Source organism: Prevotella sp. AM23-5, assembly GCF_003473645.1.
GTDB lineage: Bacteria > Bacteroidota > Bacteroidia > Bacteroidales > Bacteroidaceae > Prevotella > Prevotella copri_A.
This window is the reverse complement of sequence record NZ_QUCG01000029.1, coordinates 1-12,824: the sequence shown is the minus strand read 5'-3', so window position 1 is coordinate 12,824 and position 12,824 is coordinate 1. Positions and strand designations below refer to the sequence as shown.

At 43.7% G+C, this 12,824-nt stretch carries 11 protein-coding genes and 1 other RNA gene; 5 read left to right on the top strand and 7 right to left on the bottom strand.

Annotated elements, in window-relative coordinates:
* Positions 1-180: 180 nt before the first annotated feature.
* The 3 genes from rnpB (at position 181) to DW657_RS08730 (ending at position 1,590) form a co-directional block, all read left to right on the top strand.
* An RNA gene (rnpB, locus tag DW657_RS08740) (RNase P RNA component class A) lies at positions 181-613 on the top strand.
* A gap of 113 nt (positions 614-726) precedes the next feature.
* The gene (locus tag DW657_RS08735) at positions 727-1,161 is read left to right on the top strand and encodes a hypothetical protein (RefSeq protein ID WP_089544165.1); all 435 of its coding nucleotides are present in this window, start codon (positions 727-729) and stop codon (positions 1,159-1,161) included.
* A 21-nt stretch (positions 1,162-1,182) separates the two neighbouring features.
* Positions 1,183-1,590, top strand: a complete 408-nt coding sequence (locus DW657_RS08730) for a YkvA family protein (RefSeq protein ID WP_089544164.1) — start codon at positions 1,183-1,185, stop codon at positions 1,588-1,590.
* Positions 1,591-1,741: 151 nt separating this feature from the next.
* Here the strand turns inward: DW657_RS08730 and DW657_RS08725 are convergent, their stop codons facing one another.
* Positions 1,742-3,076, bottom strand: coding sequence for an NADP-specific glutamate dehydrogenase (locus DW657_RS08725; RefSeq protein WP_118312225.1), 1,335 nt, complete (start codon positions 3,074-3,076; stop codon positions 1,742-1,744).
* A gap of 298 nt (positions 3,077-3,374) precedes the next feature.
* Here DW657_RS08725 and DW657_RS08720 point away from each other — a divergent pair, with 298 nt between their 5' ends.
* Positions 3,375-4,037 (top strand): hypothetical protein, encoded by a 663-nt coding sequence (locus DW657_RS08720; RefSeq protein WP_118312224.1) that lies wholly within the window; start codon positions 3,375-3,377, stop codon positions 4,035-4,037.
* A gap of 117 nt (positions 4,038-4,154) precedes the next feature.
* On the opposite strand, the gene DW657_RS08715 is transcribed toward DW657_RS08720, so the two are convergent.
* The gene (locus DW657_RS08715; protein ID WP_118312223.1) at positions 4,155-5,516 is read right to left on the bottom strand and encodes a VapE domain-containing protein; all 1,362 of its coding nucleotides are present in this window, start codon (positions 5,514-5,516) and stop codon (positions 4,155-4,157) included.
* A gap of 639 nt (positions 5,517-6,155) precedes the next feature.
* On the opposite strand from DW657_RS08715, the gene DW657_RS08710 reads away from it, so the two are divergent.
* On the top strand, positions 6,156-7,718 hold the full coding sequence (locus DW657_RS08710; protein ID WP_118312222.1) for an ATP-binding protein: 1,563 nt from the start codon (positions 6,156-6,158) through the stop codon (positions 7,716-7,718).
* A gap of 290 nt (positions 7,719-8,008) precedes the next feature.
* Here the strand turns inward: DW657_RS08710 and DW657_RS08705 are convergent, their stop codons facing one another.
* The 5 genes from DW657_RS08705 to DW657_RS08685 all read right to left on the bottom strand — a co-directional run bounded on the left by DW657_RS08705 (position 8,009) and on the right by DW657_RS08685 (position 12,735).
* On the bottom strand, positions 8,009-9,574 hold the full coding sequence (locus DW657_RS08705; RefSeq protein WP_199658333.1) for an ATP-binding protein: 1,566 nt from the start codon (positions 9,572-9,574) through the stop codon (positions 8,009-8,011).
* A gap of 17 nt (positions 9,575-9,591) precedes the next feature.
* Complete coding sequence (locus tag DW657_RS08700) at positions 9,592-10,458, bottom strand: DUF2971 domain-containing protein (RefSeq protein WP_158577340.1); 867 nt, start codon at positions 10,456-10,458, stop codon at positions 9,592-9,594.
* Positions 10,459-10,467: 9 nt separating this feature from the next.
* Entirely contained in the window at positions 10,468-10,848 is a 381-nt protein-coding gene (locus DW657_RS08695; protein ID WP_199658331.1) for a hypothetical protein, read from the bottom strand.
* A gap of 64 nt (positions 10,849-10,912) precedes the next feature.
* Entirely contained in the window at positions 10,913-11,149 is a 237-nt protein-coding gene (locus DW657_RS08690) for a helix-turn-helix transcriptional regulator (protein ID WP_118312219.1), read from the bottom strand.
* 320 nt (positions 11,150-11,469) lie between these two features.
* Positions 11,470-12,735, bottom strand: coding sequence for a dicarboxylate/amino acid:cation symporter (locus tag DW657_RS08685; protein ID WP_233546689.1), 1,266 nt, complete (start codon positions 12,733-12,735; stop codon positions 11,470-11,472).
* Positions 12,736-12,824 lie beyond the last annotated feature (89 nt).

Here is a 12,824-nt window from a genome sequence, read left to right as displayed (position 1 = left end):
GAAATTAAAACTTCTTGATATGCAAACGAATGTGAACGAAACAAGAGAAAAAGATGACTGGAATGTCAGTCTTTCGGGATGAGAAAGCCGTAAAATCATCCCCAAAAAGCGAAAAGAGTTTAAAAACTCAGAGAAATTGGCGGTTAAGTCGAACTTTTTTGCTATCTTTGCATTTCGAAAGCAGTGCTCCGGCTTGTCGCTGGCATTCTCTACTGGGGGGTGCGAGAGGAAAGTCCGGGCAGCGTAGGGCATCCCACTTCCGAAAATAGAAGCTATTGGTGACAGTAGGTGTCGGTAGAAGAAAATTACCGCCCGAAACTTATTCCGTAGCGAAGTCAGGCTCCGGCAGGGCATCGTGGTTTAGTGTCGGGTAAGGGTGAGAAGGTGGTGTAAGAGACCACCAGCTGGCGGGTGATCGCCAGGCTGTGCCATCTGGGAGCTGTAAGCTCATGTAAACCGCAGATTGAGGGCGGCTCGTCCGATTGCCTTCGGGCTGCTGCGGAGGGTAGAGTGCTTGAGCCCAGGGGTGACTCTGGGACTAGATAAATGACAGGCACCCGTATCGTTTCCGACGGTATGGGTACAGAACTCGGCTTATAGGAGCACTGCTTTCTTTCTTTTAGTTCTTTCTGCATCATATATATATAATAAGGTATGGAGACATATATACCTGTCAATGTAATGTAGGATGCGGTGTTTCAAACCATTTAAAAATAACCAGCAATTATGAATCTTAGAGAACCGGAAAAGCAGATATTAGACGATTTTGAGCACAAGGTAACCAACAAGATGCAGAAGTATGGCGATGAGCCCGACTTCCCTAAGTTGGAGAACTATGGACTTACCCGTATGGAGCTGGATGACTATCTCTTCGATAAGCAGGCCATCCTCGATATGGGCGGTTCCAAGCGCACGCAGCTCACGGTGGGCGGTTTCATCACCGTCATCCCCGTATTGATCCTTTCCTGCTTCCCAGATAAGTCGCCTATCTATGAGAACGGCAAGGCGATGACCACCATCATCGCCATCATCATCGGTCTGCTGCTCGCCTGCTTCTGCAAGGCATTGCTCCAGATGGTGATCCTCTACCGTGTGAACAAGCACAAGGAAACGAAGATGGAGACCTTTATCAAGGCAGTACTCTTCTATGAAAAAAGATAATAACTTTAAAGCATTGAAGATATGAATTTACCTGATTTTATGGCTTATAAGGACAAATTCACTCAGAGTGCATTTGTCGAGAAGATTTCGCACGTGGCAAAGCGTGCAGGTGCCAAGATGGTTTATGCAGCTCTCATTCTCTATTATACGCTGGAGAGTGACAAGGTTGCGCTCAAGGACAAGGCGATGATTATCGGCGCCCTGGGCTACCTCATCAGTCCGCTCGATGTGATTCCCGATGCCATTCCGATAGCGGGACTGAGCGACGACCTGGCAGTGCTCATCTTCGTGCTTCATAAGGTATGGGGAGATGTTTCTGAGGATGCGAAGCAGAAGGCTCACGACAAGCTCGCACAGTGGTTTGATGAAGATGAACTTCCACAGGCAGAAGATCTCTTCAAGGAGAATCCGGAAGATACTCCGGTCTGATTCATTTAGAATACATTCATTTTTTTCGGCACCCGTTTCCGAATTTGGATTCAGGACAATAGCAAAACGGCGGACTCTCACGAGCCCGCCGCTTCTATTAATAACTAATAAATGATTAAATCCTTTTATCTTTTTACGATTTTTATCTTTTTTATACGATACCCTGAGCCATCATAGCCTTAGCTACCTTCAGGAATCCGGCTACGTTAGCACCCTTTACGTAGTTTACGTAACCATCGTTCTCAGTACCGTACTTCACGCAGTTAGCGTGGATATCGTTCATGATGTCGTGGAGCTTTGCGTCAACCTCCTCGCGTGACCACTTCAGGCGCTCAGAGTTCTGGCTCATCTCAAGACCAGAAACAGCCACACCACCAGCGTTGGCAGCCTTACCTGGAGCGTAGAGGATCTTGGCATCCTGGAACACCTTGATAGCCTCTGGAGTAGTAGGCATGTTAGCACCCTCGCTTACAGCGAATACACCGTTTGCGATGAGAGCCTTGGCAGCCTCCTCGTTGATCTCGTTCTGAGTAGCAGATGGCAGTGCGATGTCAGCCTTCTCAAACCAAGGCTTAGCACCCGCAACATATTTTACACCATATTTCTCAGCATATTCCTTGATACGGCCACGCTCTACGTTCTTGAGCTCCATGATGTAGTCGAGCTTCTCGCGGTCGATACCGTCTGGATCGTAGATGTAACCATCAGAGTCTGAACATGTAACAGGCTTAGCACCCAACTGGAGCAACTTCTCCATAGTGTACTGGGCAACGTTACCTGAACCAGAAACCAATACAGTCTTGCCCTTGATGTCGATGCCCTTGGTAGCGAGCATGTTGCAGAGGAAGTAAACGTTACCGTAACCAGTAGCCTCAGGACGGATGAGAGAACCACCGAACTCCTGACCCTTACCGGTCAAGACACCCTGGAACTGGTGAGTCAACTTCTTGTACATACCGAAGAGGTAACCTACCTCACGGCCGCCTACACCGATATCGCCAGCAGGAACATCCTCGTCTGGACCCATGTGACGGTAAAGCTCAGTCATGAAAGCCTGGCAGAAACGCATCACCTCGTTGTTGCTCTTGCCACGTGGAGAGAAGTCAGAACCACCCTTTGCACCACCCATAGGGAGAGTAGTAAGAGAGTTCTTGAAAGTCTGCTCGAAAGCAAGGAACTTCAGGATACCCAAGTTTACAGACTTGTGGAAGCGAAGACCTCCCTTGTAAGGGCCGATTACGTTGTTGTGCTGAATGCGGTAACCCATGTTAGTCTGTACGTTACCCTTGTCATCTACCCAAGATACACGGAACTGGATGATACGGTCTGGGATGCAGAGGCGCTCGATGAGGTTTGCCTTCTCGAACTCAGGGTGCTTGTTGTACTCTTCCTCGATAGTACCGAGAACCTGACTAACAGCCTGGATGTACTCCGGCTCGTTTGGGAATCTTCTTTGGAGATTCGCGATTACTTCAGATGCTTTCATAATCTTTATCTTTTATTGTGTTTGAAATTTCTTTTTTCTTGTTTGCGCTTGCAAAGATATAGCTTTTTCTTGAAATAACCAACAAAAAGAAAGAAAAAATGCACAAAAAGCAGAAAAAAGACAATCTTTTAACTTTTCGTAAAGGTTCATGTAGCCTAATTGTGTGCGTACACCTTATTATATATATGATTTTCTCTATCTTTTTGTTTGGGTTTTGATATTTTTTCGTATCTTTGCATCGTGTAAGGAACTTCACGCAGGAGTCTTCTTCACAAGACTTTATAAAATATGAAAGATTATGCCAAGAGCTACAGGACCGATAGGTTATATAGAGCACCGATCTCCGATGAAAGATGAGACTGGCAAGTATTTGATTCATCCTCAGTTTGTATATAGGGATGTGTATGATTTAAAGAATATGCGTGATGGTATGCGTCAGCATTACCAGATGGCTACTCCTCAGTTTCTGGCAGCCATCCAGTCTATCAAGGATGAGACGATGATGGCACTTTCCAGTGGTATGGAGGTGAAGATAGGAGATATGTTCATCATCAAACCCAAGTTGAAATTGAGAGACCATAAGGATGATGATGGCAATATATATCATAAGGTGTATCATGAGGGTGAGCTGATTCCTGCCAATGAAGTGGTGATTGAGGGTTTTGAGGTGAAAACCACCCGTGAGTTTGATAAGGAGTTCTTTGTCAATTATGGTGGAAATTGCAGCCGTATTCCCTGGAAGGTAAGTTTCCCGCCTAAGGAGTCGGCTCAGGAATTGCTGGACATCACCAACTTCTGCAAGAAGCATGGCTATATCACGGTAAAGGATTTGATGCGTCTTCATGGTGTTACTAAGTATCATGCCCAGAAGGTTCTGTCTGGCTATTGCGAGGGCGAGTTCCCGAAGATGACTCGAGAGCGCGAAGGCAGGGTCTTCATCTATCGTAGAATAGGAGTGTAAAAACGATAATTATCTACCGAAGAATAGGGGATAAAAAAGATAATGCAGAAAAAGTCCTTTCACAAAACTCTTCTTGTTGTTGATAAACAGAGAGTTAAGTGTGAAAGGACTTTTTTCTTATCCTACTTCCTTTACAAGATAGAAATTGCCGTCACGGGTATGTTCCGGTTTGCCGAAAAGATGGGTCAGGATCTTGCTGAAGGGATTCAGGACGATATTCTGAACACCCTTGGCGTGTATCGTTTTCAGCTTTTTCAGGATGATGTCGGCGGTCATTTTCTCTCCCTTTTCCCCTCCTTCGGGAGTTCTGAAGTACGAGGCAACGGTTCTTTCCAGGTCTGTCTTGATATAGTAGGGCAGATTGTGTTCCTGCATCTCCTTTTCATCCTCCTTGGAGAAGAAGTAAGGCTCGCCATGCTCTACCTCATCTAATAGTTGGGCATAAATCTGGTCGTGCTCGATGTCATCTACATTGATCATCCCGTCGGGTTCCAGAATCAGGAATCTTCGGGAGCCTGAGCGGTCGGTGAGAAGTTCGCGCTGGTTGCTGGTGCCGGTGAATGAGGCGGAGCGGGGCAGACGGTTGAAGTTCTTCTTGTAGGCACCGATGAAACTAGGTTTCATGGTTTGCATCAGGGTCTTCATCAGCGGCATCTTCTTTGGATTCTCCTTGTCCAGCTCATCGTCGTTGATGATGGCAAACTCTACAATCTTTCTCTGTGCATTTCCCTTTTGGTTGAGCGAGAAATCATCCGTGTAGTAATCTCTTAACCCGTTGGGTAATAGGCTTCTGAGGAAAGTACTCTTATGTAGTCCCTGTGTCGTTGAAACCAGAGTGAGCATCACGCTGTTGGCATGTTTCTCGTCGTATCCTGCCATCTGCGCCACCATGGCACGTAGCCAGATTCTTCCCATCTTCTGACAATAGTCAGAATGGTTGATGCGGCGCAGAAAGTCGCCGATTCTATCCTTTCCATCCCAGGTACCTCTCACCTGATTGATGTAGGAGCGGATAGGATGATAAGGTTGGGCGTACTTCGACTTGATGAGTCGCTCTACGAAGTGATCGCGCACAAAGATGCCAGCCTCCTGCACTTCGATGGCGATGGTGTTGATGGCATACTTGTCGATGATTTCGAAGTCATGCTTGATGGCATCTTCGGAGTCATGTCCTTCTGCTTCAGCCTTCTTGCGGTATTCGAAAACATCGGTGATGACATTGTATCGGAACTCGTAGTTCTCCAGCAGCCACTTCTGCATATCCGCGATAGGGCGGAGGTAGTTGCGGCTACGTTTCTTGTACTGTGCCTCTTCGTCGGCAACTTTCTGTTCCTTCTCCTTTCTGAAGTCCTCCTTCTGCTTTTGGAGGTTGTCTTTTTCCTGTTGAAGGTTTTCTTTCAGCAGATCATTCTGCTTTTCGAGTGCTGCGACATACTGAGTATCGTCGATCAGTCTCTTCAGTGTTCTTTTGATATTCATATATATAATCTCGGTTAAATTCGTTTATTGAGTAATATCACTGCAAAGATACAACAATAAAGAGGCGTTTGCAATACTATCGGCGATAAATGTTGCAATAAATTTAGAGGGGAGAAGGAACGTTTACTTGAGGGAGAAAGGACCTATAGAAGAAGGATAAATGATGCTCACTTCGTATCGGTTGACCCTAGTCATCCATATAGATGACCCGGGTCGTCTATATGGATGACGGTAGTGGTCTATATGGATGACGGGAGTCATCCGATTGCAAGAAGGTATGTTTTCTCCTTCTCTTCCACGTTCTTTCTCCCTCCGGCAAACGTTCTTTCTCCCCTTCGTATTGGTTCCGTCGTTTACTGTTTTTAGTTCCATCGTTTACTCTTGGTGCAAGTGATGTGAAACGGCATCGATAAAAATGCCTTCACACTTAAGTGTGTGAATGTCAATATATTGCGGGTGCTGTGAAAGGAAAAATGATTTTGTAATGCAAATAAGAGTTTTCCATAGATATTCGATTACTTATTTAATATCCAAGAGTAGATTCTGGCAGAAATGTTTGGAGATTACGGAAAAAATGATTAGTTTTGCAGTTGAATAGGCTGATAGGTTGTTATCACCGGAAACTTAAAAGACAGAACAATGGCAGAATTGAAATTATATCCAGTAGGAATCCAGACATTCGAGGAAATAATCACTCGGAATCTTCTGTATGTAGATAAGACGGAATATGTCTATCGCATGACTCATAGCGGTGGCAAGCATTTCTTCTTAAGTCGTCCGCGCCGTTTCGGAAAGTCATTGCTTGTTTCAACATTCAAAAGCTATTTTCAAGGCAAAAAGGAACTCTTCAAAGGATTAGCCATCGAAAAGCTGGAAAATGAGTGGACGGAATATCCTGTACTGCATTTTAGTATGGCAGGAGGTAAGCACATGGAGAAAGAGCAGCTGGAAAGATATCTGGGAAGGCGACTTGCTGAGCAGGAAAAGGTATGGGGTATTACATCTCCTGCAGTTGATGCGAACGACCGTCTCATTTCGCTTATCCAGACTGCTTATGAAAAGACAGGTAAGCAGGTTGTCGTACTGATTGATGAGTATGATGCACCTCTTCTTGACGTTGTTCATAGCGATGTTAACTTGCCGGTGCTTCGCAATGTGATGCGCAATTTTTATAGTCCGTTGAAGGATTGTGAACCAATGCTCCGTTTTGTCTTCCTGACCGGTATTACGAAGTTCTCGCAATTGAGTATCTTTAGTGAACTGAATAACATTACGAATATAAGTATGCGTAATGACTATGCAGGAATCTGTGGTATTACCAAGGAAGAATTGGAGTCTCAGATGTCTGCGGATGTTGATGCTCTAGCGAAAAAAATGGGCAAGAGTAGAGAGCAAGCATTGGAAGCTTTACGGGAGTTCTATGATGGGTATCATTTTGCGGCGCAATCCCCTGATATATTCAATCCTTATAGTTTGCTGAATGCTATGGCTGCTGGTTGTTTGGATTATTATTGGTTCTCTTCAGGCACACCAACTTATCTGATAGAAATGCTCAAGAAATTCCAGGTTATGCCATCGGAGATTGGTAGTTGTGAAGCCGATCAGTCGGAGTTTGATGCACCAACAGAAGGTATGTCATCTGTTATGCCTTTATTGTATCAGAGTGGTTACATCACCATTAAGGGGTACGATCCGGAGACGGAACTCTATACCCTGGATATTCCTAACAAGGAGATTCGGGTTGGGCTATACCGTAGTCTCTTACCTAATTATATAGGTATGAATACGGTGAAGGGAACTACGACCATTGCCAAGATGTCAGCTCTTATCCGTCGCAACGATATGGATGGAGCCATGCAGATGCTTCAGGCTTATCTGGCCACGGTTCCGTATTGCAACAATGTTGACTCTGAGGGACATTATCAGCAGATGATGTATGTGATATTCTCTATTCTTGATAATTATGTAGATGTAGAAGTTCGTACTCCATCGGGAAGGGTGGATATGGTATTGAGAACTGCTACCCATCTTTATCTTTTTGAGTTGAAGCTCAATAAGGATGCTGATGCAGCGATGAAGCAGATCAATCTTAAGGAATATCCTAAGCGCTTCGCTTTAAGCGGCTTGCCAATCGTAAAGGTTGGGGTTAACTTTGATGTGGCAACGCATAATATTACAGATTGGAAGATAGAAGCGGAGTAAAATGGGGGTATCCTGGCTTATGGGAGATTGTCCGTGGATAGACAACCTCCCCTGAGCCATATTCAAGGAAATTAAAAAGTACTTACGATGATTTCAAAGGGATATTACAAAGTTCCCTTCTCCATTTGCCTCAGTAACCGGACTCTGTTTATCAATACAAGCATGAATAGAGGTTTATCATTTTTCCTCCGTGTTTTCAATATTTTGCATAGTTAATCTCTCCTTGTTGCCTTTTAGTAAATGAAACAAGGAGGCAACATCAGATAGGTCGCTTTTAAGTTGATCTATTCTTATATTCGCCCAAAGAAATCTGTATATTCTTCATCGAGAATCTTCCACGAACCATTGATTCTGCTTCCTTCTTTCACAATCAGATTTTGTTCTATCAATCGTTTGAGGTATTTTTGTACCTGGCGTGTTGATACGTTTAGCTTATCTGCTATTTGCGCAGTTGTCACTTTTGGATTAGAAGTGATAAGTTTGTAGATGGCTCTTTTAGCCTTCACGAACTCTTTTCTTTGCTTGACTTCTTTGGCTGTTTCTTTCTTTTCGTTAGCGAACTCTTTTTCTGAGTTGGCGAACTGTTTTGTGTCGTTGGCGAACTCTTTTGAGTCGTTCGCGAACTGTTTTTCTGAGTTGGCGAACTCTTTTGAGTCGTTCGCGAACTGTTTTTCTGAGTCGGCGAACTGTTTCTCGTCATAATTGAGATTCCATAGAGTCACATGAAATTCTCCTGAATTAGATTTGAATTCTGGTGCTTTGTACCCAGGGAACTTTTCAAAATGTTTGTATTCCTTGACAATCTTCTTCATGCCACTCCCTCTGCGTTCCATCAATTCAAGTCGATTGAAGAAATCTGCAAGGAGAGGGTTACGACGTTTGGAAGGTACGTTCATTGGGTCAAGATGTTGGATAAGACTTCCGTCCATCATGCCTCCCGGTGAATATACTTCCATTCGATTATCATACATGTCTATGTGGATTTCACTGCCAAGTTCTAAGTAATTGCGATGAATAATGGCGTTACTTATTACTTCTGTTACGGCACGCTCAGGATAGTCTGGAAGTTCTTCTCTGTAAGTAGCTTCTTTCCACCACTTCTTGTGTGAGTTATTTTTGATAAATGCTACGGCATCTTGCAATTGCCCAATGACACTTCCTTCAAACTCTGCGTCATCCAAAGCTTCGCCCAATCCACTTGTCATATCAAGCCCATTCCATCTTGTACAGAATATTCTTGATTGACGGATAGGAGAGTCATCTGCTATTAGTGCACCTGCGTTGGTCAGTTTGCCCTGTGTGTCGATGATGCCCCATGAAGTGAACTCAGAATCCTCAAAAGAGCGTCCCAAGCGTTTGAAATGTACTGATTTCAATTTGGTAAATGACATATCATCAAATCTGTATGGTGCGGCAAGGCTGTCGTAGTTCTTGCCAGTTCCTTTAAGAACAAGATTTCTCAATTGGATGCGGTCTGCTACAACTGATTCGTTTCCAATGCGGATGAAGGCGACACGTTGTTTGTCACCTATATAATAATAAGGGGTCTCGTCACCAGATGCGATATGCAATAAAATCAGTTTTTTACCCTCAACTTCTTGAAATTCCAAATTGATGGTTGGGATAGGATCCAACTTAGTCTTGATGGCTTCGCTGATGAGTTCTGCATCTTGCTCAGCATTCTCAAGTCCGACAACCAGATCGTCATCGCTGATGCCAAAGATAAGTGTGCCGCCTTCGCCGTTAGCAAAGGCAGATACACTTTTGAGCCAGCTCTTAGGTCGCTTGGCCTCTATCTGTTGTTTCTTGTCGTAGGCTGTCGCTTCGCCAATCAGTGTATGTATATCTATCTTCATTGTTATATTCGGTTTCTTTAAGGAATCTCTGACGTTACAATTTCAATATTTTTAGTGTCAATTCCTTTTGTCCATAAGAACTTTTTTATATTTATCACAATGTTATTCGAATCTTGGCATGGTCCAATTATTATTTTGCTCAGGCAATTAATAGGCACATTTACCTCAATATATGGGATGAGGGAACGATTGTCTCCTATGCGATATTTTGAGATGAGTTTTGTATCTATAATACGCCATTCACCTTCGGCTTTATATTTATAATGCTTATAGATTGGAGCGTACTCATTGATAAGCCTTTTTTGTTTTACATCATTCCATTCCTTGTCTTTGCCGAAAATATTATCTATAGCTCTCTCGTAGGCTTCTTCTGCAATTTCTATATTGTTAGGATCGATATATTTACACTCCCGAATATTTCTTGTGAGTAAATATGTAGGGTCGCTTTCACTCCGATATTCACGTTCTTTGCAGTCTGGTCCATATATGGGTAGCGTTGATGGTAGTTTGGAAAAATCAAATCCCAAACTAATGCCATCTCCATTCTGACCATATCCACGCCACATTGTTAAATCATCTTCTTGTGTAGAAAGTGAAATCGTATAAATATTCAAGCCATACCATGGCTGTTTTATAAGTTGCTTATCCTCATCAGTAAGCTCTACTTTCTTCGTTTTTGCATAATTTAAAATCCTATTCTGTAATCCTTCAAAAAAGAATTGACATTCTGTAGGATCGTTTTGATATGCATAATGAGTTGCCCACATAGTTATATATGTAGGATTTATGTCATTCTTTTCATACACCAATGAATGATCTATCATAGAATAGAACGTATTCATTGTAGTATAATGATATAATAATTTTTTATTTTCTTTACTCATAGTCATACTTTAATTGTCATATTCAAATTTATTCCATGCTTTGAGAACGAGGTGCTTGGTGCGGTATTCGCCGTATTGGCGCAACTCATTGTCTTTCAGTACTCGGAAGGTCTCGTTGATGCAACCCTTTCCACAGACATCTTCTGGGTCTAAGATGTAACGGAGATCTTCGGTGTTGAGACCATAGAGGTGGGCGAAGATGGCATCAAGCTCGGCTTGGAGGATGGCTCTGCGCTCTGGATTATAAATCCAAGGCTGCTGGTTGCCAAGCTGAGGAAGCTCGGAACGCTGTTCCTCGCTCATTTCTTCCCATAGCTCTGAAGCCCAACCGTCCATGTCGTGATTGAAATAGCATAGCTCCGCTACTCGCTTCACGATCTGCCATTGCATGGTTGATGGAATTTGGGCGGGGGGTGAGGAAAGGAAGTTGTTTTGCAATGAATGTACTGCGAATTCAACACGGATATAGATAAGTGCTTTGTCTGCTTTTGACGGCAGTAATAGCTCCCGTATATCCAACATCTAACTTTTCTGCGATGATGGATAGGGGCTCCAAACTTGGTTGCGCCGTATTGGTACACCATTTAGAAACTGTAGCTGGATCTTTACCGATTTCTCCAGCCAGCCATTTTGCGGTCTTCTTTAGCTCCACCAAAACAAGTTTGAGGTGGTTAAGGTCTTTGTTTGCCATTGCTTATCTCTTTAATCTGTGACAAAGATAGTGTTTTTCTTTGAAAAACACGGCAAAAATACAGAATATTTTCTTATGTTCTTTGCGAATTAGCTCTATTTTTGGAAAATATGGGTGTTTTACGTGGCTATACATTAATTATATATAAGGAAGTGAGTTACTTCTTTATGCTATTATTCATGATGATTTTCTTTGCAGCATCAGAAATAAAGGTTGAGGAAACCAACGCTTTGTGTAAACAGACATCAGCCTATGGTGATTCTTTTCCTCATCACCACAGGCTGATGTTCTATTTTATATGCTAGGTGTTTATTCTATATTTACTGCTCTTTCAAGTCCTTATCTACCATAGCGCAGACACAGGAGTCTGACCATACATTCTCTGCCGTTTCTACCATGTCGATAATGGTATAGATTGGCAGGATGATACCCATGATGCCGATAGGAGCATTGATGCCGGACATCAGAGATAGGGTAAGGAAATAACATCCCATCGGCACTCCTGCATTACCCACTGCTGAGATAACTGAAATGAAGAGCCAGAGAATCATCGTAGTCCAAGGTAAGGGCATTCCTCCATTCTGCATCAGGAATAAGGAGGTTACGAGGATAAACGCAGCGCAGCCATTCATGTTGATGGTAGTACAGATAGGCAATACGAAGCGGGAAACCTGATTGGAAACTCCCAGTCTATCTTCTGCTGTCTGCATCGTTACCGGCAACGTAGCAGCCGAACTCTTTGTAAACAGAGCCATCAATACTGCCGGCATCATCTTGCCCAATGTTCGCACAGGATTCAAGCCTCTTGCCAAGAGGAAGAGCGGGAGGATGATGAAGAATTGAATCACATTACCTCCCAGGATAACAGCTACGTACTTTCCTAGAGAAGCCATCACGATTCCTGCGGAGAACTGGGCTGAGAGTTGTGCTGCAAAGGCAACGATACCCAGAGGCAGAGCCCAGATTAATCCATGAATCAGCATGAAGAGCAGATCCTGCAATCCAAACAATCCCTTCATCACGACTTTTTTCTTGTCGCTTGATGGCATTTTGGTTAAAGCAATACCTGCGGCTGCCGCCAAAATCAGGATGGAGAGTACATTTCCTTCGGCAAACGGCTTGATGATGTTGTTGGGTATTACCCCAAGAATATGGTCATAATAGCTGGTTTCTCCCAGCTTTTGGGGAACATCTGCCATACCGCTCTGTACCAAGGCTGTAGGTAAATTGCCTGGAGAAACGATGTTGTAGAGCACCAGTCCCACTGCCGCAGCTGCTATCGTCGTGAGCAGGGTGTAGGTGATGGCGTGGCGGAATATCTTACCGGTATCTGCCTGGTTGCCCAAGGATGCCAGGGTGGTGATGACTGCCAAGGCTATGGTTGGTACTGCCAGAAGTTGGAATAAGCGGGTATAGACCGTGGCGATGAAATTCATCAGGCCATCCAGCCAGCTGATGCCGAACATACCCAAAACTGCGCCTACTATCAAAGCGGCAATCCATAGCATCAGCTGCTGGGTTTGCTTATTCTTCACTCCTTTTTGCTTACTGCTGCCAGCATTGCTATCCGGCTGTCTATTTCCCATATCATTTATTGTTTTTACCATGATTTTAAATTATTATTTTTTTAGACAAAAGTATTCTCCTTATTCCAACCCCCACATATCATTCAGCA